Origin of the sequence: Nocardioides humi (assembly GCF_006494775.1) — a bacterium.
GTDB classification, from domain to species: domain Bacteria; phylum Actinomycetota; class Actinomycetes; order Propionibacteriales; family Nocardioidaceae; genus Nocardioides; species Nocardioides humi.
On record NZ_CP041146.1, the window covers coordinates 3,507,415 to 3,527,119 of the forward strand.

At 71.4% G+C, this 19,705-nt stretch carries 19 protein-coding genes and 1 tRNA gene; 14 read left to right on the forward strand and 6 right to left on the reverse strand.

Going from position 1 to position 19,705, the window contains the following annotated elements; genetic code table 11:
- Nucleotides 1-118: 118 nt before the first annotated feature.
- From FIV44_RS17120 to topA, 4 genes are all read left to right on the forward strand, one after another.
- Entirely contained in the window at nucleotides 119-1,639 is a 1,521-nt protein-coding gene (locus FIV44_RS17120; protein WP_246086474.1) for a DUF7059 domain-containing protein, read from the forward strand.
- Nucleotides 1,636-1,956, forward strand: a complete 321-nt coding sequence (locus FIV44_RS17125; protein WP_181410643.1) for a DUF2510 domain-containing protein — start codon at nucleotides 1,636-1,638, stop codon at nucleotides 1,954-1,956. The genes FIV44_RS17120 and FIV44_RS17125 overlap by 4 nt, the downstream gene beginning before the upstream one ends.
- Nucleotides 1,953-2,669, forward strand: a complete 717-nt coding sequence (locus tag FIV44_RS17130) for a hypothetical protein (protein ID WP_181410644.1) — start codon at nucleotides 1,953-1,955, stop codon at nucleotides 2,667-2,669. The genes FIV44_RS17125 and FIV44_RS17130 overlap by 4 nt, the downstream gene beginning before the upstream one ends.
- Nucleotides 2,670-2,779: 110 nt before the next feature.
- Entirely contained in the window at nucleotides 2,780-5,488 is a 2,709-nt protein-coding gene (gene topA, locus FIV44_RS17135) for a type I DNA topoisomerase (protein WP_141005493.1), read from the forward strand.
- 90 nt (nucleotides 5,489-5,578) lie between these two features.
- Here the strand turns inward: topA and FIV44_RS17140 are convergent, their stop codons facing one another.
- Nucleotides 5,579-6,586, reverse strand: a complete 1,008-nt coding sequence (locus tag FIV44_RS17140; protein ID WP_141005494.1) for a serine hydrolase domain-containing protein — start codon at nucleotides 6,584-6,586, stop codon at nucleotides 5,579-5,581.
- Between the two features lie 69 nt (nucleotides 6,587-6,655).
- Between FIV44_RS17140 and tmk the strand changes: the two genes are divergently transcribed.
- The 3 genes from tmk to FIV44_RS17155 are packed head-to-tail and all read left to right on the forward strand — an operon-like array spanning nucleotide 6,656 to nucleotide 10,051.
- The gene (tmk, locus tag FIV44_RS17145) at nucleotides 6,656-7,324 is read left to right on the forward strand and encodes a dTMP kinase (RefSeq protein WP_141005495.1); all 669 of its coding nucleotides are present in this window, start codon (nucleotides 6,656-6,658) and stop codon (nucleotides 7,322-7,324) included.
- Nucleotides 7,321-8,472: a DNA polymerase III subunit delta' gene (locus FIV44_RS17150; protein ID WP_141005496.1), complete on the forward strand. Its 1,152-nt coding sequence runs from the start codon at nucleotides 7,321-7,323 to the stop codon at nucleotides 8,470-8,472. Before tmk ends, FIV44_RS17150 begins: the two co-directional genes overlap by 4 nt.
- Nucleotides 8,473-8,500: 28 nt before the next feature.
- Nucleotides 8,501-10,051 (forward strand): alpha/beta hydrolase, encoded by a 1,551-nt coding sequence (locus FIV44_RS17155; protein ID WP_141005497.1) that lies wholly within the window; start codon nucleotides 8,501-8,503, stop codon nucleotides 10,049-10,051.
- A 4-nt stretch (nucleotides 10,052-10,055) separates the two neighbouring features.
- On the opposite strand, the gene FIV44_RS17160 is transcribed toward FIV44_RS17155, so the two are convergent.
- Nucleotides 10,056-10,973 (reverse strand): LysR family transcriptional regulator, encoded by a 918-nt coding sequence (locus FIV44_RS17160; protein ID WP_141005498.1) that lies wholly within the window; start codon nucleotides 10,971-10,973, stop codon nucleotides 10,056-10,058.
- Between the two features lie 138 nt (nucleotides 10,974-11,111).
- Here FIV44_RS17160 and FIV44_RS33260 point away from each other — a divergent pair, with 138 nt between their 5' ends.
- Both FIV44_RS33260 and FIV44_RS17170 read left to right on the forward strand, forming a co-directional pair.
- Entirely contained in the window at nucleotides 11,112-11,309 is a 198-nt protein-coding gene (locus FIV44_RS33260; RefSeq protein WP_141005499.1) for a hypothetical protein, read from the forward strand.
- A 75-nt stretch (nucleotides 11,310-11,384) separates the two neighbouring features.
- Nucleotides 11,385-11,460: transfer RNA gene (locus FIV44_RS17170), tRNA-Thr, on the forward strand.
- Nucleotides 11,461-11,493: 33 nt separating this feature from the next.
- On the opposite strand, the gene FIV44_RS34105 is transcribed toward FIV44_RS17170, so the two are convergent.
- Together FIV44_RS34105 and FIV44_RS34110 are read right to left on the reverse strand one after the other, a co-directional pair.
- Nucleotides 11,494-12,006: a hypothetical protein gene (locus FIV44_RS34105; protein WP_219996050.1), complete on the reverse strand. Its 513-nt coding sequence runs from the start codon at nucleotides 12,004-12,006 to the stop codon at nucleotides 11,494-11,496.
- 235 nt (nucleotides 12,007-12,241) lie between these two features.
- Nucleotides 12,242-12,475, reverse strand: a complete 234-nt coding sequence (locus FIV44_RS34110; protein ID WP_219996051.1) for a helix-turn-helix domain-containing protein — start codon at nucleotides 12,473-12,475, stop codon at nucleotides 12,242-12,244.
- 341 nt (nucleotides 12,476-12,816) lie between these two features.
- On the opposite strand from FIV44_RS34110, the gene FIV44_RS17180 reads away from it, so the two are divergent.
- Genes FIV44_RS17180 through tcuA form a run of 3 tightly spaced genes read left to right on the forward strand, consistent with a single transcriptional unit; the run spans nucleotide 12,817 to nucleotide 15,450 of the window.
- Complete coding sequence (locus FIV44_RS17180; RefSeq protein ID WP_181410645.1) at nucleotides 12,817-13,437, forward strand: alcohol dehydrogenase catalytic domain-containing protein; 621 nt, start codon at nucleotides 12,817-12,819, stop codon at nucleotides 13,435-13,437.
- On the forward strand, nucleotides 13,389-13,943 hold the full coding sequence (locus FIV44_RS17185; RefSeq protein ID WP_181410646.1) for a zinc-binding dehydrogenase: 555 nt from the start codon (nucleotides 13,389-13,391) through the stop codon (nucleotides 13,941-13,943). The genes FIV44_RS17180 and FIV44_RS17185 overlap by 49 nt, the downstream gene beginning before the upstream one ends.
- Nucleotides 13,930-15,450 carry an FAD-dependent tricarballylate dehydrogenase TcuA gene (gene tcuA, locus FIV44_RS17190; protein ID WP_181410647.1) on the forward strand — a complete coding sequence of 507 codons (1,521 nt, stop codon included), beginning with the start codon at nucleotides 13,930-13,932 and terminating at the stop codon, nucleotides 15,448-15,450. The genes FIV44_RS17185 and tcuA overlap by 14 nt, the downstream gene beginning before the upstream one ends.
- Nucleotides 15,451-15,462: 12 nt before the next feature.
- Here the strand turns inward: tcuA and prpB are convergent, their stop codons facing one another.
- Entirely contained in the window at nucleotides 15,463-16,356 is an 894-nt protein-coding gene (gene prpB, locus FIV44_RS17195) for a methylisocitrate lyase (RefSeq protein ID WP_246086476.1), read from the reverse strand.
- 5 nt (nucleotides 16,357-16,361) lie between these two features.
- Nucleotides 16,362-17,000: an MBL fold metallo-hydrolase gene (locus tag FIV44_RS17200; RefSeq protein WP_219996052.1), complete on the reverse strand. Its 639-nt coding sequence runs from the start codon at nucleotides 16,998-17,000 to the stop codon at nucleotides 16,362-16,364.
- A 129-nt stretch (nucleotides 17,001-17,129) separates the two neighbouring features.
- Here FIV44_RS17200 and FIV44_RS17205 point away from each other — a divergent pair, with 129 nt between their 5' ends.
- Both FIV44_RS17205 and FIV44_RS33620 read left to right on the forward strand, forming a co-directional pair.
- Nucleotides 17,130-17,897: an SDR family NAD(P)-dependent oxidoreductase gene (locus tag FIV44_RS17205; protein ID WP_181410648.1), complete on the forward strand. Its 768-nt coding sequence runs from the start codon at nucleotides 17,130-17,132 to the stop codon at nucleotides 17,895-17,897.
- Between the two features lie 15 nt (nucleotides 17,898-17,912).
- Nucleotides 17,913-19,703, forward strand: a complete 1,791-nt coding sequence (locus FIV44_RS33620) for a thiamine pyrophosphate-dependent enzyme (RefSeq protein WP_342778912.1) — start codon at nucleotides 17,913-17,915, stop codon at nucleotides 19,701-19,703.
- Nucleotides 19,704-19,705 lie beyond the last annotated feature (2 nt).

Consider the following 19,705-nt stretch of genomic DNA (forward strand, 5'->3'; position numbering starts at 1 on the left):
TCAGTGCTTCCTTAAACTGTGGGCGGCCCCGATGACCGCCTCCTGTCCTCACCACGAACGGCACCACACGGATCCGACAGCCGCCAGGGGAGATTCTCGGAGCCTCTACCGTTGCACCGTGCTGCCGACCTCCCTCGCCGCCCCGCTGCGCGACGCCCTCCTCGCCGCCGACTTCACCTACGACGCGGTCAGCGACCTGCTCGGTCCGGAGGCCCACCAGGCGCTGTCCCGCAACGAGACGACGCCCGGCCGCCGCCGTACGACGGACGGCGGTACGACAGACGGGGGCCGGCTCGCGACGCTGGTCCGGCTGTTCCTGCTCCAGACCGCCGTCCCGGTCACCGATGCCGAGCGGGCCCTGCCCGGGCTCGTGGACAGGCTGGCGAACGCGGGGGCGCTGGCGCAGAGCGTAGGCGAGGTCGCCGCGCGCCTCGACGTCCGCCCGTACGCCAGCGAGGAGGGCGACCTGTGGGTGGTCAGCGACCTGACGCCCGGCCTCGACGGCGTCCCGACGCGGGTCACCGGCGACTACGTCCTCGGGATCAGCCCGGCCTCCTCCAGCCTGGCCCAGCTGACCCTGCGCCACGACGTCGGGACGGCGCTGGACCTCGGCACCGGCTGCGGCGTCCAGGCCCTGCACCTGGCCACCCACAGCGACCGGGTCGTCGCCACCGACGTCAACCCGAGGGCGCTGGCGATCGCCCGGTTCAACGCCGCGCTCAACGACATCGACGACAGGGTCGACGTGCGCGACGGCTCGTTCTTCGCACCGGTCGCGGGGGAGCGGTTCGACCTGATCGCCACCAACCCGCCGTTCGTGATCTCCCCGGCGACCGGCGAGCGGCTCGTCTACCGCGACTCCGGCCTGCCCGGCGACCAGGTGGTCGAGCACATCGTCCGCACCGCGCCCGACCACCTCACCGACGGCGGCTGGTGCCAGGTCCTCGCCAACTGGGTGATCGAGTGCGACCGGCCCTGGGACGAGCGGCTCGCCACCTGGCTGCCCGAGGAGTGCGACGCGCTCGTCGTGCAGCGCGAGGTGCTCGACCCGGCGTCGTACGTCGAGCTGTGGCTCAAGGACTCCGGCCACCACCCCGCGACGGGCGGGGACCCGGCGGCGTACGCACAGCGGTACGACACCTGGCTGTCCTGGCTGGAGGAGCAGGGCGTCGGCGGGATCGGGTTCGGCTGGATCAACCTCCGTCGCACCGGCTGCGGCACCACCGACCTCCTCGAGTGGCCGTACGACGTCGAGCAGCCGATCGCGCCGGCCATCGCCGCCTGGGCGGACTCCGCGCTGGCCGCGCGCTCGCTCGACGCCGGCACCCGGCTGGCGACCCGCGCGGACGTCGTCCAGGAGACGGCCGGTCCGGTCGGCGCCGAGGACCCGGCGACCATCGTGCTGCGCCAGCAGCGCGGCTTCCGCCGCGCCCGGCAGGTCGACACGGTCACCGCGGCGGTCGTGGGCGCCTGCGACGGCGACCTGCCGGTGGGCTCGCTCGTCGACGCGGTCGGCCAGCTGCTGGAGCGGGACCCCGCCAGCCTGCGCGAGGTGTACCTGCCCGAGCTCGCCGAGCTGGTGGCGGAGGGCTTCCTCGCGCCGGCCGACACCACGGATACGGCAGACTGGAGCGCGTGACGAACGCAGGCTGGTACCCCGACCCCGCTGGCGCGCCCGACACCTACCGCTACTGGGACGGTCAGGCCTGGAGCCAGATGACCACCACCCAGCCGTCCGGCGGCGCGCGACCGGACGCGGCGCCGGCGAGCCCGGCCCCGGCCGAGCCGACGGCGTACGGCGCGGTGCCGAGCCCGCCTCCGCCTCCGGCCGCCCCGAACCCCTACGCCCAGCAGCAGGGCGGCGGGTACGGCGGGTACGGCGGCTACGGTCAGCCGCAGCAGTGGAGCCCCACGCCGGCCCCCGGGGCGGAGGCGGCGGCAACAAGACGGTCGTGATCGTGCTCGCGGCCGTGGTCGCGCTGGTGCTGCTCGGTGTCGCCGGGTTCTTCGGCGTCCGGGCGCTGACCGGCGACGACGACAAGAAGGCCGACGACGACAGCTCGCAGACGGAGCAGACGGGGAAGTCGGACGAGACCGACTCGTCGAGCACGGTCCGGCCCACTGGCATCCAGTGCACGGGCGGGTCGCCGGCGCCCTCGGAGGACCCCGACCCCGCCGCCACCGAGCTCACGGGCGGCGGGCTGACGATCCCGCGGCAGCCGTCGTACGAGATCGTGACGGGCGACCGGGTGGCCTTCACCTTCGCCAACGCGTTCGTGCTTCAGTACACCGAGGTCGAGGCCAGCTGGATCAGTCTCACCGGTGTGGGCGGGCTGCCGAAGGCCAACGGCTTCGACGACATCGCCACCGCCGCCGAGGTCGTCATGCAGTGCCTGACGGGCAGCGACAAGGTCTACCGCGGCTTCACGGGCCGCACGGACACGGTCAACGAGGAGACCACGGTCGACGGCAAGCCGGCGTACCGGATCACCTCCGAGATCCGGGTCACCGACCCCGAGGTCACCGTCGAGGGCGACGTGACGGACGTCGTCGTGGTGGACACCGGCGACCCGAGCACGTACGGCATCTACATCGGGATGGCCACCATCGGCCAGGACGACCTGATCAGCACCAACGACTCCGTCCTCGACCAGCTCGAGGTGGGCTGACCCGGGGTCCACGCGGGTCCACCGGGGACTCCGGGGGACGGGGGACTGGACACCACGCGCTACCGTGAACCGCCGAATCAGGCAACGCACGAGTAGTTGGGAAGTCCGAAGTGGCACACAAGTTGGTGATCGTCGAGTCGCCGGCGAAGGCCCGCACCATCGGCGGGTACCTCGGCGACGGCTTCGTCGTCGAGTCCTCCATCGGCCACATCCGTGACCTCCCGAACAACGCCGCGGACACGCCGGCGAAGATCAAGGACAAGCCGTGGGGGCGGCTGGCGATCGACGTCGACAACGACTTCGAGCCCTACTACGTCGTCCCCCGCGACAAGAAGAGCCACATCTCCAAGCTCAAGAGCCTGCTCAAGGACGCCGACGAGCTCTTCCTCGCCACCGATGAGGACCGCGAGGGGGAGGCGATCGCCTGGCACCTGCTCGACGAGCTGAAGCCGAAGAACATCCCGGTCAAGCGGATGGTGTTCCACGAGATCACCAAGGCCGCCATCCAGGAGGCCGCCGCCAACCCGCGCGAGCTCGACATGGACCTCGTCGAAGCCCAGGAGACCCGCCGCCTGCTCGACCGGCTCTACGGCTACGAGGTCTCCCCGGTGCTGTGGCGCAAGGTGATGTCCGGCCTGTCCGCGGGCCGCGTGCAGTCGGTCGCGACCCGGCTCGTGGTCGACCGCGAGAAGGACCGGATGGCCTTCAAGGTCGCCTCCTACTGGGACCTCGAGGGCACCTTCGACGCCGGCAGCAAGCACGACCAGCGGATGTTCCCCGCCAAGCTGTACTCCGTCGACGGCACCCGGGTCGCGTCCGGCACCAACTTCGGGCCCGACGGGCAGCTCAAGGCCCGCGCCGACGTCGTCCACCTGGACCAGCGCCGCGCCCAGGGCCTCGTCGCGGCCCTCGCCGACACGGCGTACGACGTCCGGTCGGTCGAGGCCAAGCCGTACCGCCGCTCGCCGTACCCGCCCTTCCGCACCACCACGCTCCAGCAGGAGGCCAGCCGCAAGCTCGGCATGAGCGCCTCGGTGACCATGTCGGTCGCGCAGCGGCTGTACGAGAACGGCTTCATCACCTACATGCGGACCGACAGCACCACGCTGTCGGGCAGCGCGATCGGCGCGGCGCGCTCGCAGGTGCAGGAGCTGTACGGCGGCGAGTACCTCCCCGACGCGCCCCGCACCTACGCCAGCAAGGTCAAGAACGCCCAGGAGGCGCACGAGGCGATCCGGCCCGCCGGCGACTCCTTCCGCACCCCCGCCCAGACCGGGCTCACCGGCGACCAGTTCCGGCTCTACGAGCTGATCTGGATGCGCACCGTCGCCTCGCAGATGAAGGACGCCGTCGGCCAGTCGGTCACGATCCGGCTCGGCGGCGCGGCCGCGACGGGCGAGGACGTGGTGTTCTCCGCCTCCGGCCGCGTCATCACCTTCCACGGCTTCCTCAAGGCCTACGTCGAGGGCACCGACGACAACGCCGCGAAGGACGACCAGGAGACCCGGCTGCCCAACCTGGCCGAGGGCGACCCGGTGTCCGCGGCCTCGCTGAGCGCCAACGGCCACGAGACGAAGCCGCCGGCCCGCTACACCGAGGCCACGCTGATCAAGGAGCTCGAGGACCGCGAGATCGGCCGGCCCTCGACGTACGCCTCGATCATCGGGACGATCCTCAACCGCGGCTACGTCTACAAGAAGGGCACGGCCCTGGTGCCGGCCTGGATCGCCTTCTCGGTGATCCGGCTGCTGCAGGAGCACTTCACCCGGCTGGTCGACTACGACTTCACCGCCGGCATGGAGGACGTCCTCGACGACATCGCCCGCGGCGAGAAGAGCCGGGTCGCCGAGCTGACGGAGTTCTACTACGGCTCCGACAAGCTGGCCGGCCTCAAGCGGCTGGTCGAGGACCTCGGCGACATCGACGCCAAGGAGCTGGCCACCTTCCCGGTCGGTGACCCGGAGGACGGGATCCAGCTGCGGGTGGGCAAGTACGGGCCCTACCTCGAGGGGCCGGGCGACGACGGCACGGCCTTCGCCAAGCGGGCCAACGTGCCCGACGACCTGCCGCCCGACGAGCTGACCGCCGAGAAGGCGGTCGAGCTGCTCGCCAACCCCGCTGGCGAGGAGATCGACCTCGGCATCCACCCGGAGACCGGCCTGCAGGTCGTGGCGAAGAACGGCCGGTTCGGGCCGTACGTCACCGAGGTGCTGCCCGAGGACGCCCCACAGCGTGGAAAGAAGGGGGCCGCGAAGCCCCGGACCGGCTCGCTGTTCAAGTCGATGTCGCTCGACACGGTCACCCTCGACGACGCGGTCAAGCTGCTCGCGCTGCCGCGCGTGGTCGGCGCCGACCCGGCCAGCGGCGAGGAGATCACCGCCCAGAACGGCCGCTACGGCCCGTACCTCAAGAAGGGCTCCGACTCCCGCTCGCTCACCAGCGAGGACCAGATCTTCGGCATCACCCTGGACGAGGCGCTCAAGATCTACGCGCAGCCGAAGCAGCGCGGCCGGGCCGCCGCGGCCCCGCCGCTCAAGGAGCTGGGCAACGACCCGGTGTCGGGTCAGCCCGTGGTCGTGAAGGCCGGGCGGTTCGGGGAGTACGTCACCGACGGCGAGTACAACGCCACCCTGCGCAAGGACGACTCGGTCCAGGACATCACGCTCGAGCGGGCCGCCGAGCTGCTCGCCGAGCGCCGCGCCAAGGGCCCGGCCAAGAAGGCCGCCAAGCGGGGCGCGAAGAAGACCGCCGCCAAGAAGACCGCCAAGAAGGCTCCCGCCAAGAAGACGGCTGCGAAGAAGGCTGCCAAGAAGGCCTGACCGGCGGGTGCAGGAATCACCGCTGAAGAGGTGATTCCTGCGCTTCTCGCCCGTTGCAACGGTCAAGAAGCGAAGGAACCGGCCAAGAAGTCAGTCCGCTTCGTGCCAGGCGCGGAGGACGGCGTCGACGACCTCGCCGCCACGGTCGCCGTTCGTCAGCACCACGACCCCGACGCCCGCGCCCGGGTCGACGCGCAGCTCGGCGTGGAAGCCGCGGTTGACGCCGAGGTGCCCGACCGTGTCGCCGTCGATCTCGGCGCCGAGGCCGTAGTGCCCGCCCGTCCCGTCGGCCGGCCGCCGCATCGCGACGGCCCGCGGGTCGTCCGAGCCGAGCCAGATCGCGAACCGCGCCAGGTCCTCCGCCGTCGTGCACAGGCCGGCCGCCGCGGCCTCGGCGTACCGGTAGCCGGCGCCCGCCTCCGGACCGCCCTGGGTGCAGGTGTAGCCGCTCGCGGTCATGCCGAGTGGCGCGAGCACGGTCCGTCGTACGACGTCGGCGAAGGGCTCGCCGGTGACCTCCTCGACGACCTCCTGGGCGATGGTGAACCCGCCGCCGGAGTACGCATAGGACCCGACCTCCTCGCTCTGTCGTACGCCGGCCAGCGCCTCCGCCGTCGAGGGCAGGGGTCGGTCCGCGGGCCGGCCGAGGTACCCGGGAGTGTCGATGCCGGCGGTGTGTGACAGCAGCCGGCGAAGTGTCACAGCGTCCGGATCGGTGAAGTCATCAGGCAGCCGCCACGCGCGGAGGTACGCCGCCACCGGGGTGTCCAGGTCGAGCACGCCCTCGTCGACGAGCGCCAGGATCGCGGCCGCCGCGACGGTCTTGGAGATAGAGCCGGCCTGGAGGACCGTCGTACCGTCCACGCCGAAGCCGCGGCTCCACGCCACGTCGCCGTCCTCCACGACCCCGACCTCGACTCCGCCGACCTCCGCCGCGGCCTGTGCGTCCGGTACGGCGCCGGCGATCGCGTCGGTCACCGCGGCGAGGTCGCCTGGTCGGGTGAGCCGGTGGTCCACCGAGCTGTCGCGCACGACCCACCAGACCACCACGGCAGCCGCCAGCACCAGCACGACAACGACGACGACCCGAGTCCTCATGACACCCGGCAGCGTACGACGCCTCACCCGGACGTGGCAGGTGTCGGGCCCGTCTCGTAGGTTCACCTCGTGACCTCGAACCAGCGCTGGCCCGGCCAGTACGCCGACACCGGCGTCTTCGTCTGCTTCGAGGGCGGCGAGGGCGGCGGCAAGTCGACGCAGTCGCGGCTGCTCCACGACCGGCTGACCGCCGGGGGCTACGCCGTGCGGCTCACCCACGAGCCCGGCGACACCCCGGTCGGCAAGGACCTGCGCCGGATCGTGCTCAGCCCCGAGACCGGCGCGCTGGCCCACAAGACCGAGTTCCTGCTGTACGCCGCCGACAAGGCCGAGCACGTCGAGACGCTCGTGCGGCCGGCGCTCGCGCGGGGCGAGGTCGTGATCACCGACCGGTACGTCGACTCGACCCTCGCCTACCAGGGCGCCGGGCGGGCGCTCGATCTCGGTGAGCTGGAGGAGGTCGCGCGCTGGGCGACCGGCGACCTGCGGCCGCACCTGACCGTCGTCCTGGATCTGGAGCCGGAGGCCGGCCTGGGCCGGTTCGAGGGGCGCGACCGGATCGAGGGGGAGGGGCTGGAGTTCCACCAGCGGGTCCGACGGTCCTTCCTCGACCTCGCCGGCCGCAACCCCGACCACTACGCCGTCGTCGACGCGCGAAGGCCGATCGACGAGATCGCCGAGGAGATCGCGACCCGGGTCGAGCCGCTGCTGGCCCAGGCGTGGAGGAGTGTGCCGTGACCGTCTGGGACACCCTCGTCGGGCAGCGCCCCGTCATCGCGGCCCTCGAGCAGGCCGTCGCCGGCCACGGCATGACCCATGCCTGGCTGTTCACCGGCCCGCCCGGCTCGGGCCGCTCCAACGCCGCGATCGCCTTCGCCGCGGCGCTGCAGTGCCCGCAGGGCGGGGCCGGCCCTGACTGCCCTGACGGCTGCCATGCCTGCCGCACCGTGCTCGCCGGCTCCCACGCCGACGTCTCGGTCGTACGCACCGAGAAGCTCTCGATCGGCGTCGACGAGGTCCGCGACCTGGTCCGCCGCGCCTCGCTGAGCCCGATGGGCGACCGTTGGCAGATCCTCATCGTCGAGGACGCCGACCGGCTCACCGAGCAGGCCTGCAACGCGCTGCTCAAGGCGATCGAGGAGCCCAACGGCCGCACGATCTGGATGCTCTGCGCGCCCACAGTGGAGGACGTCCTCCCGACCATCCGGTCCCGCTGCCGCCTCGTCACCCTCTCCACGCCGACGGCCGAGGAGGTCGCCGGGTTCCTGATGGGGCGGGGCGTGCCGGAGTCGCTGGCGTCGTACGCCGCCCGGGCGAGCCAGGGCCACATCGGCCGCGCCCGCGCGCTGGCCCTCGACGAGGCCGTTCGCAACCGCCGCCAGGAGGTCGTGTCGATGCCGGCCCGGCTGACCACGCTCGGCCGGTGCATGGACGCCGCCACCCGACTGGCGTCGACCGCCAAGGAGGAGGCCGACGCGATCACCGCCGAGCTCGACGCGCGGGAGAAGACCGACCTCGACGCGGCGTACGGCGTGGTCGAGCGCGGCCGTCGTCCCCGGGAGTACGGACCGGCGCTGGCCGCTCTCGAGAAGGGCCAGCGGACCCGCGCCAAGCGGCGCCACCTCGACGTCGTCGACCGGGGTCTGACCGACCTGATGTCGGTCTACCGGGACGCCATCGCGCTGGCCAGCGACGCACCCGGCGATCTGGTCAACGAGGAGATCCGCGACCAGGTCGAGGCGATCGTCGACACCTCCACCCCTGAGCTCAACCTGCGCCGGATCGGCTGGATCTTCGCCGCGCGGGAGCAGATGCTGGAGTTCAACGTCCCCGTCGCCTTGGCCCTGGAGTCGATGATGGTGGCACTGAAGGCGCCACAACGGTGACCCGGATCCAGGTGTGAAGGAGCAGTGGGTGAGCAAGCGGACCTTGATCGTCGCGGTCGTCACCGTGTGGGCGCTGGTGCTCGCCGGCGCCGTGGGCGTCGGCGTCGTCCTGCTGAGGGGCGACGACTCGGACGGGAAGGGCTCGGAGGAGGCCGGCGACACCGTCACCACCAAGGGCCCGGACGGCCGGAGCCTCGAGGACTTCTACGACCAGGAGATCACCTGGACGCGATGCGGCAGCAACGAGTGCGGCACCCTCGAGGTCCCCATCGACTACCAGCAGCCGGGTGAGGGCTCGATCGAGCTCGCGGTCGAGCGCACGAAGGCGACCGGCGACCGGATCGGCTCCCTCGTCGTCAACCCCGGCGGCCCCGGCGCCCCGGGCACCGACACCGCCAAGGACGCCGACTTCTACTTCGCCGACGCCCTGCGCGCGGCGTACGACATCGTCGGGTTCGACCCCCGCGGCACCGGCGACTCCGCTCCCGTCGACTGCCTCACCGACGAGGCCCTCGACGCGTACGTCGCCGCCGACCCCGACCCGGACACCCCGGAGGAGGTGAAGGAGGCGACGGAGAACTCCGAGCGGTTCTGGACCGGCTGCGAGGCGCGCTCCGGCGCCGTCGGCGGCCACGTCAGCACCGTCGAGGCCGCCCGGGACATGGACGTCCTGCGGGCCGCGCTCGGCGAGGACCAGCTCGACTACTTCGGCTTCTCCTACGGCACCCGCCTGGGCGCGACGTACGCCGAGCTGTTCCCCGACAAGGTCGGCCGGATGGCCCTCGACGGCGCGGTCGACCCGTCGCTGTCCGCGCGCGACGGCGCGCTCAGCCAGGCGAAGGGCTTCGAGACCGCGCTGCGCTCCTACATCCAGAGCTGCGTCGACGACGGCGGCTGCTTCCTCGGCGACAGCGTCGACGCCGGGCTGAAGACCATCAAGGACCTGCTCGCCGGCATCGACGCCAAGCCGCTGGAGACCGGCGACCGCGAGGGGCGCGACCTGACCGTCGGGCTGGCGTTCTACGGCCTGATCCTCCCGCTCTACAGCGAGGACAACTGGCCCTATCTCGACGACGGCCTGCAGAAGGCGCTCAAGGGCGACGGCTCCACGCTGCTGCTGCTCGCCGACTTCTACGGCTCCCGCGAGAACGGCCGCTACACCGACAACAGCCTCGAGGCGATCTCCGTCATCAACTGCCTCGACGACCCCTGGTCGATCACCCCCGACGAGGTCCCGGACAACTTCGCCGAGTTCGAGCAGGCCTCGCCCACGTTCGGCGACGTCTTCGCCTGGGGCCTCACCGCCTGCAACGGCATCCCCTTCACCGCCACCGACGAGCCCGACCTGGAGATCGACGGCTCGGGCGCCGCGCCGATCATGGTCCTCGGTACGACGCGCGACCCGGCGACGCCGTACGAGGAGGCCGTGGCGATGGCCGAGCAGCTCGAGTCCGCCGTCCTCGTCACCCGCGACGGCGACGGCCACACGGCGTACAACAAGTCCAACAGCTGCATCGACGACGCCGTCCACGCCTACCTCATCGACGGCACCGTCCCCGAGGACGGGCTCACCTGCTGAGGTCTCACACGGGCTCGAGGATGCCCTGGATCCGCTGGGTCGCCAGCTCGATCATCAGCCGGGCGGCCGGCGACAGCGTCGCGCCCGCCCGGTGCACGATCGCCATCGTGTCGTAGACGCGCGGCCGCAGGGACACCCAGCCGGCGTCCGGCGCGAGCCGGGGCAGCAGCTGCAGGGCGGCGCCCTTGTTGGTGATCGTGTCGGCCAGGCCGCGGCCGACCAGCTCGATCGCGGTCTCGACGTCCTCGACCTCGATCCGGGTGCCGGGGTTGTAGCCCGCCTCGTGCAGCATCCGGCGCAGCACGATCCGCGCCGAGTCGGAGTCGCGATAGGTGCTCTCGGGCATGACCAGCGACGCCTCGGCGATGCGCTTCGCCGTCACCGGCGACGTCAGGCGGCCGGGGTCGGCGGAGACGTAGACGAGCTCGTCGCGGGCGATCGGCGTGATCGACATGCCCTCGCTCGACAGGCCGGCGACGGCGATCATCGCCGCCTCGAGCCGCCCGCGGCGCAGGTTCTCCTGCACGTCCATCGAGTGCCGGCCGACGAGCTCGACCCGCACGCCCGGGTAGCGCTCCAGTACGTCGGCGACCAACCCCGCGCCGCCGTACAGCCGCGCGACCCCGAACATCCCGAACCGGATCGTGCCGGTCTCGAGCGACCGGATGCTGGCGACCGCCCGCTGCGCCTCGTCGGCTGCCGCGAGGACCTTCTCCGCGTGCGGACGGAAGGTGTCGGCGACGGTCGTGGGTACGACGCCCCGGCCGACCCGCCGGAACAGCTGCGCGCCGAGCGACTTCTCCAGGCCGCGGACCTGCTCCGACACCGACGGCTGCGCGTACCCCAGCTCCTCCGCCGCCCGGGTCAGCGACCGGTGCTCGTAGGTCGCGAGGAAGCAGGTCAGCTGGTGCAGCGACAGCATCGCGGGCCTCCGTCGTACTCATAGGGCATTCCTAGAGGTCAAACTGGAAAGAGAGGCTACCCCTTGGAAAGACGCTGACGCAGGATGGAGGCAGTCCGAGGTCCCCCGAAGGGATCGGACGGTCGAAGGAGGCCCGCCATGTTCGCCCACACCTGCTCCGCCTGCCACCGCCGCGAGCTCATCTTCCCCAGCCAGGTCACGGGCATGGAGACGACCGCGCACGGCATCGTCGTCCACTTCACCTGCTGGTGCGACGCCGAGCAGGAGATGGTCACCGGCATCAACGCCCCCGCCGCCCCCGCCGCTCCCACCGCTGCCCCCGCTGCCGCCGCCTGACCCCTCCGGGCCGATTCGCTCGCGGCTGACCGCGGTCGGTATGCTTCCGCGGTCACCGGTCACGACCGGCGGCGCGCCGCCTTAGCTCAGTCGGTAGAGCGAGTCACTCGTAATGACTAGGTCGTCGGTTCGATTCCGACAGGCGGCTCCATTGTGATGTCTCAGGACATCAGCGACAACGGACCTACGGAAACGTAGGTCCGTTGTTGGTTTTCCGGGGTGCTGGTCCCGGTGGTCGCCCGGTGCCCTGGTAGTCCTTGGCCGGGTCGAGGACGAGCTCGCGGAGGATCTCGCCGGTGGCGGCGTCGACGATCGTGATGTCGAGGTCGTGGACGAGCATCCGGACGTAGGTTCCGGCGTAGGTTCGCCCGACACCGATGTGGTGCAGCCGGCCGTTGTGGCGCAGGGTCACGGTTCCGACGTGGTCGATCTTGTCGGTACGGACCCGGTCGTGGGCGTCGGCGGAGCGGTCCGTGGACGGGACGGCCTTGGGTCGGGCGGTGTAGGCGGTGGCCGGGGTTGTGCTGTGGGGCCGTTGTCGGTGAGCACCGACGCCGGATACCCGTGCTGTTCGGTGGTCTCGGGTGGTCTCGCCGAACGCGGTGAGCACGATCGGGCCGGTCACCCGGAGGTGGGCGCTGACGTGCAGCGCGTAGCGTGAGTGGTCGTCGAGCCAGGTCGGGATCTCCACATCCATGCCGGGGCTGTCTCCGGGGCTGGTGAGTCTGTAGTGGGCGAAGTCGGACTGCCAGGTCTCGTTGGGCTGCTCGGCCTCGAACCGGATGTAGGAGTTCTTCGGACGCTTCGAGGGGCCTGGGATGACCTTGCCGTTGCGGACCAGGATCCGGTGGACGGTGGCCCGCGGCGGCCGGATCTGGTGATGATGGAGCAGGTGCCAGCCGATGGTGTCTGCGCCCGCGTCGTGCCCTTGTTCAACCAGTTCCTTGCGCAGCCGTAGCGCCAGTTCGACGGTCGCTCGCGGGCGAGGTGGCCTTCGGCGAGGAGCGCGGGCGAGGAGCTCGCGGCTCGAACGCAGCCTCGCCCTCTTTGCGGCAGCGGGCCATGAGCCGGCTGATCCAGCCCTGGGAGACATGGTAGGTGCGGGCTACCTCGCTCTGCGAGGCGCCGGCGAGGGCGGCAGTGATGACAAGACGACGCTTCGACACCGATCAGCGTCGAGCCGCAGGCCCGTCACGGCGCCGCGCCATGCCGATGACCCGACACATCCCATTCCGATGTCGTTGCGACACCCCATTCCGATGTCCGGAGCCAGGACACGACAGGCGGTGACAGGCGGTGACAGGCGGTGACAGGCGGTGACAGGCGGTGACAGGCGGTGACAGGCGGTGACAGGCGGTGACTGAGGCGAAGTGACGCAGCATGCCTTCCGCTGCTCGGCCAGAGGCAGGCACCGCCTTTCGCAATGCTTGTTGACTAGCAAGTTATTCTGTCTGCGACGGGGCCACCGACTCCGTGCATGAGCGCCGTAAGGCTGGGAGGGGATCGCGTGCTGACTCAAGGGGCACTGCTGTGGGGACCGGGCGAGGAGTGGTCCGTTGAGGAGATCCGCCTGAGTGACCCCGTCGATCACGAGGTGACGGTGCGGATCGCCGCTTGCGGGCTGTGTCATTCCGAGGAGCACTTCGTCACCGGGGACCTGCCGGTCCCCCACTGGCCGATCCTCGGTGGGCATGAGGGTTCTGGCGAGATCGTGGATGTGGGTCCGGGGGTGCGGCGCTTCAGCGTGGGGGACCGGGTGATCCTGTCGGCCATCCCCAGCTGTGGTCAGTGTCGGCCCTGTCTGCTGGGCTACGGCGCGATCTGCGACGAAGGCTACCGAGCTGTGAGTGGCGAGGCGCTCGCTGACAACCGGCGACGTACGTCGGCGCGGGGCGAGGAGGTCGCCCCGTTCTGCAACCTGGGCGCCTTCGCGCCCTATGTCACCGTGCACGAGCACTCTCTGGTCAAGCTCGAGAAGGACGTGCCGCTGGAGCTGGCGGCCCTGCTCGGCTGCGGCGTGACGACCGGGTGGGGGCGGCCGTCAACGTCGCCGAGGTCCGGGCGGGCGAGACCGTCGTCGTGCTGGGACTGGGCGGCGTGGGGGCGGCCGCCGTGCTCGGTGCCGTAGGAGCCGGAGCCGAGCGCGTGATCGTGGTCGATCCCGTGGCGAGCAAGCGGGAATTGGCCCTCGGGCTGGGCGCCACGCACTTCTTCGTCAACGCGCAGACCGCGACCGAGGCGGTCCGCGAGGAGACATGGGGTGTGATGGCGGAGAAGGTGATCATCACCGTCGGTCGGATGGAGGGCGCACTGCTTCAGGTGGCGCTCGAGATGACGTCCAAGCTCGGAGTCGTCGTACCCGTGTCCTCCGGGGACGTGACCGAGGTCGACGCCAAGCTCAACGTCACCCAGCTGCGGGGCTATCTGCGCTCGGTGAAGGGCGTGTTGCTCGGCGGTGGGAGTCCCAAGCGGACCATCGCGCGCCTGGTGGACCTGTATGCCGCCGGACAGCTGCCGCTGGAGAGACTCGTGACGGCGCGCTACCCGCTGGCCGACATCAACCGCGGGTACGACGACATGCGTGCCGGGCGCAACCTGCGTGGGCTGCTGGTCTTCGACGGTGCGGACCGCTGACGTGGGCGGCCCGCTCACGCTGCCCCGCCGTGCCGACGTGGTCGTGGTCGGTGCTGGCAACGCTGCGCTGTGCAGCGCTATCACCGCGGTCGAGGCCGGCGCGTCGGTGGTCGTCCTCGAGAAGGCGCCGCGCGACGCCCGAGGCGGGAACGGCGCCTTCACCGGCGGCTTCCTGCGCTTCGCGTTCGACGGGATCGAGGACCTGCGCTCGGTGGTGGACCTCACTGCCGAGGAGGAGCGCCTGCTGGAGGTCGGACGCTATTCGCCCGAAGACTTCTTCCTCGATGTCGCGGAGCTGTGCGACTACCGGTCCGAGCCGGATCTGGTCGACCTCCTGGTCTCGGCCAGTCTGGAGAGCGTCCGCTGGCTGCGCACGCAGGGGGTGCACTTCCTGCCGACCCTGGGACTGCATGCGCCGGACCCGGCCGGCGTGGTGCGGATGCGTGGCGTCCACCCCGCGGTCGAGGTGTCCGGTGGTGGTGCCGGGCTGCTCGGTGCGCTGTTCCGGCGGGCCGAGTCCATCGGCTTGCCGATCCACTACGCCACCGCCGCGACCCGGCTGGTGACGGACGACGCCGGCCGCGTCACGGCGGTGACGGTCCGTGAGGGTCGGGTGGCGCGCACGATCGAGGCCGGCGCGGTCGTGCTGGCCTGCGGTGGCTTCGAGTCCGACCCGGAGCTGCGAGCGCGCTACCTCGGGACGAGCTGGGACCTGGCCAGAGTGCGCGGCGCGGCCGGCAACACCGGTGACGGGATCCGGATGGCCCGCGACGTCGGTGCCCAGGCGGCCGGCCACTGGAGCGGTTGTCACGCGGCGCCGCTGGACCTCAACGCCCCGCTGTACGGCGACCGCGATCTGAGCGATGCCTTCGTCCGCCGCTCCTACCACCTCGGGGTCCTCGTGAACCGTGACGGCGAGCGGTTCCTGGACGAGGGTGCCGACCTCGAGGCGCGCACGTACTCGTGGGTCGGCCAACGGATCATCGAGCAGCCGGGGCAGGTCGCCTTCCAGGTCTTCGACGCCAGGGCCGCGGCGTTGTTGCGTCCCGAGTACGCACTTCGACAGGCCACCAGGCTGGTGGCCGACACCGTCGCCGAGCTCGCGGCCAAGGCCGGCGTGAACGCGGCGGCGCTCGAGCGCACCGTGGACGGATTCAACGCGGGGACCAGCGGCGCTGCCGTGGACCCGCGCACCATCGACGGGGTCGCCACGACCGCGGTGAGCCCGCCCAAGTCGAACTGGGCGGCGTCGATCGTGCAGCCGCCGTTCGTCGCCTACCCCGTCACGGCTGGCATCACGTTCACCTTCGGTGGCGTGCGGGTGGACGCCGACGCGCAGGTCGTGGCTGAGGACGGCGAGCCGATCGGCAATCTGTGCGCCGCGGGCGAGATGGTGGGAGGCCTCTTCTTCGGCAACTACCCCACGGGGTGCGGGATCATGGCCGGCACCGTCTTCGGTCGTACTGCCGGTCGGACCGCGGCGGCACTGGCCGCGTCGGCCACGTGACCCGGCCCGGCCTCAGCTGTCGAGCTTGAAGTCGTGAACCGAGTTGTCGAACCGCCTCCACACGTCGTACCCGAGGACCTCGTAGAGCCGGGCCCGCGTCTGCATATGGGGCACGACGCTCTCCAACGTGCCCTCGGCGTGGAGCAGGTCGAGGGCGACCTCGGCGACGCCCATCGCGAGCCTGAGGAGCGAGACCGGGTAGATCGCCAGGTCGACGCCGACGCTGCGCAGCTCCGCGGCTGTGAACAGCCGGTTCTTCCCGAACTCCGTGACGTTCGCGAGAATCGGCACGTCGACCGCGGCCCGCACCGCGCCGTACTCCTCGAGCGAGACCAGCGCCTCGGGGAAGATCACGTCGGCGCCGGCGTCGACCAGCGCCTTGGCGCGCTCGGTCGCCGCGCTCGCTCCCTCGAGCGCGCGCACGTCGGTCCGGGCGACGATCACGGTCGCGGGATCCTGTCGCGCGTTCACGCACGCCGCGACCCGGCGCACGGCCGTGTCGAGGTCGACGACCTGCTTGCCGTCGAGGTGGCCGCACCGCTTGGGGTTGACCTGGTCCTCGACGTGGAACGCCGCGACCCCGGCCTCCTCCAGCAGCTGCACGGTGCGGCCGAGGTTGACCACCTCGCCGAATCCGGTGTCGGCGTCGACCAGGACCGGCAGGTCGGTGATCCGCACGACCTCGCGCGCTCGTGACGTCACCTCGGTGAGCGTCGTCAGCCCGATGTCGGGAAGTCCCAGCTCGGCGCTCATCACCGCTCCTGAGACGTAGACCCCGTCGAAGCCCTTGGCCTGGATGAGACGCGCGCTCAGAGGGTTGAATGCTCCGGGCAGCATGAGCAGCCGGTCTTCGGTGAGCGCCTCGCGGAGCCGGCGGCGGGTTCGGTGAGCACGACTCTCGCTCACCGGTGTCAGAGCTCCGTCGACGCGCCGTGCTCGAGGACGCGGAAGACCGTCGACGCGGGCTTGAGACTCTCGAGGTAGGCGTGGAACAGGCCCGGTCGTGAGGTGACCGCCTCGTGGATCGGAAAGGCCGTCGCCGGCGCGACAGCACGCAGGTAGTCGACGGTATCGCTCAGTTTCTGCCACGGGCCGGAGATGGGCAGGGCGAGCAGCTCGACCTCCAGGTTCGGCGGGGTGAGCTCGTCGCCGGGGTGCAGCAGTCCGAAGTCGTGGAAGTAGAACCCGACGTTCGGGATCCGCGGGACGTCGGCGTGGATCAGGGCATGGGTCCCGCCCACGACCTGCACGTCGAGGCCGGACACATCGAACCGGTCCCCGGGTGCCACGACGTGGGCGCGCCCCGACACGGCGTCCGGCAGCTGGCCTGCGGTGGCCGCTTCGACGACGAAGGTGACAGCGGGGTTGCGGTCGAGGAGGGGCGCGAGCGCCTCGGTGTCGAGGTGGTCGAAGTGCTGGTGGGTGACGAGCACCGCGTCGAGCTCGGTGAGCTCCGTGTAGCCGGTGGAGAAGGTGCCGGGGTCGAGCAGCACTCGGGCGCCACCGCTCTCCACGAGGATGCAGGCGTGGCCGAAGTGGGTGATCTTCACGATCGAGCCTCTCTCGATTCTTGATCAGGCAGTCGCGATATGTGCGACCAGGTTGCGTCATACGCGTCTCTGTTTCTATAGTCGTCTACCCGACCTGTCAACCGGTCGGGTTAAGGGCGAAGGATGCCGATGGGCGCAGGAGGATCCCGCGACGGCGGGCGGACGGTGATCGTGACGGGCGCGAGCCAGGGGCTCGGCCGCACCATCGCCTGCGCCTTGGCCCCTACCTCGCGGGCGCTCCTGGTGGTCGACCGGCTCGACGAGCCGCTCCAGCTGCTCGCCGCGCAGCTCCGCAGAGCGGGGCACCAGGTCGCCGCGTGCGTGGCAGACCTGACCGAGGACGGCAGCGCCGGGCGGGTCGTGGCCGTGGCGGACGTCGAGCTCGGTGGCGCCGACGCGTTGGTGAACAACGCCGGCCTCGTCGAGTACGCCGCGTTCTTCGACACCTCGCCGGAGCTGCTGCGCCGCCTGCTTCGCGTCGACGTCGAGTCAGTCTTCCTCCTCACCCAGGCGTTCGCGGCGTCGGTGCGCGATCGAGGAGAGTCCGGGGCGGTGGTGAATCTGGGGACCAGTCACGCGCTCGCCGGTGTCGCCGGGACCTCGGCGTACGCAGCGGCGAAGGGCGCGGTGCACGCTCTGACCCGCGCACTCGCCGTCGAGCTCGCCGGAATCGGCATCAGGGTGAACACTTTGGCGCTCGGAACCACGCTCACCGAGCGCGTTCGTACCGAGCTCCCGCCCGCACTGCTCGAACAACGGCTTCGACAGATCCCATTGCACCGCGGTGCCGATCCCGCGGAGGCGGCCCGCGCCGTGTCGTTCCTGCTGGACGCGGAGTTCGCGACCGGCACCGAGCTCGTCCTCGACGGCGGCTTCACCGTCTACGGAGACGGCTGACCCCCGCGCCCCGCGATCCAACGACCGCCGAAGACAAGAGAGACGACCACCGATGAAGCTCACCGGAGCACAGCTCCTCACCTCGATCCTCACGGACGCAGGCGTGTCCGTCGTCTCCGGGATCCCGGGACACACCGTCACCGACTTCGCGCTGGCCGTCGGCGCCGACGACGCGTCGTTCACCCGCCTGCTCGTCCGACACGAGGCGACCGCGACGTTCGCGGCCGACGTCTACCACCGGATCAGTGGCCGGCTGATGGTGCCGTTCACCCACGCCTTCCCCGGGGCGGCCAACGGCCTCACTGGTGTCGCCAACGCCTATGCCGACTACTCGAGCATGCTCTGGGTCACCGGCAACACCGCGTCCGTGGGGATCGGGCGAGGCGGCTACCAGGAGCTGTCCCGGCAGGTCAACGACGACCTGACCCAGTTGATCCGACCCGCGGTGAAGCGGGTCTGGCAGCCGCGCACGGCAGGCGACCTCGCGCACAACGCGCTCGCCGCGCTCAGGGAGGCGACCACTGGCCGACCGGGGCCTGTGGCGCTCAATGTCTCGCAGGAGATCTGGTCGGAGGAGATCGAGGCCTCGCGGCTCCCGAACACCCATGGCTTCCTCAAGGCCGCTCGGCCTCGTCCAGACGCGTCGAGCGTGGAGTCCGCCGTACGGGTGCTGCTCGAGGCCGAGCGGCCGCTCGTGCTGGCCGGCAACGGCGTCAACCTGGCGCGGGCGCGCGTCGGACTGCGAGCCCTCGCCGAGCGGCTGGGTGTCCCGGTCGCGACGACCGCTACCGGCAAGGGGCCTTCCCCGAGGACCACCCGCTCTCGGTGGGGGTGCTCGGGTGGGTCGGCACGGGAACGGCCAACGAGGCCGCCCGCTCCGCGGATGTGATCTTGGTGCTCGGAGCCCGGCTCGCCGAGACCACCGCGAGCTCATGGGTGCCGGGAGCCACCTTCACCCCGGGGACCCGGCTGATCCACGCGGACGCCGAGTTGAGCGGGGTGGCCAACGCCTATCCCGTCGCGGAGGTGCTGATCGGTGACCTGGCCGCCACCCTGGACGACCTCGCCGCCGCGCTCGGCGACGCGTCCGCGCCGGAACTCGACGGCTGGCTGGCCCACCTCGACCAGGCGCGGACCGCGTGGTCGACGGTGGTGCGGCGCTCGCGAGCGCCGGGGCGGTTCGGGGCGATCGGCACCGGCGCGGTGGTCCAGGCGCTACGCACCGCGTACCCGGGACCGCTGAACATGGTCAACGACTGCGGCAAGCACCACAAGTGGGTGGTGCAGCAGCTCCAGGCGCGGGAGGACGACCAGATCATCAGCAGCATGGGCGGCGCTTCGATGGGCATCGGCCTCGCCGGCGCGATCGGCGCCGCGCTCGCCCGACCCGAGGCGCCGACGATCGCCTGGCTGGGCGACGGCGGCCTGGCGATGTCGCTCGCTGCGCTCCCGACCGTTGCCGAGTACCGCCTGCCGGTGCTGACCGTGGTCATCGACGACGCGTCGTATGGCGTCGTGCACAACACCCAGATGGCAGCGGCGGGTCGCTCGGCGTTCGCCGACTTCGACGGGTCGGGAACGCACCCCGACTACCGGCTCGACTTCACGGCCGTCGCGCAGGGGTGCGGCATCCCGGCGCGGACCGTGGCGGATCCCGCCGAGCTCGACGCGGCGTTCGCTTGGGCAAAGGCACAGGACGGTCCGGCGGTCCTCACGGTCCTCTCGGACAAGGGCTCGGTGCAGCCATCCGGAGGCGGCCAGCTGCGACCGCTCGAGGACAACTCGCGCCGGCTCGTCTGGTCCTGAGC

Coding starts and splice junctions, on each gene's coding strand:
- FIV44_RS34105 (WP_219996050.1), bottom strand. CDS start 12,006: ATGGATGTGGAGATCCCGACCTGGCTCGACGACCACTCACGCTACGCG.
- FIV44_RS17140 (WP_141005494.1), bottom strand. CDS start 6,586: ATGAGGACTCGGGTCGTCGTCGTTGTCGTGCTGGTGCTGGCGGCTGCC.
- FIV44_RS17160 (WP_141005498.1), bottom strand. CDS start 10,973: ATGCTGTCGCTGCACCAGCTGACCTGCTTCCTCGCGACCTACGAGCAC.
- FIV44_RS33260 (WP_141005499.1), top strand. CDS start 11,112: ATGTTCGCCCACACCTGCTCCGCCTGCCACCGCCGCGAGCTCATCTTC.
- FIV44_RS17205 (WP_181410648.1), top strand. CDS start 17,130: ATGGGCGCAGGAGGATCCCGCGACGGCGGGCGGACGGTGATCGTGACG.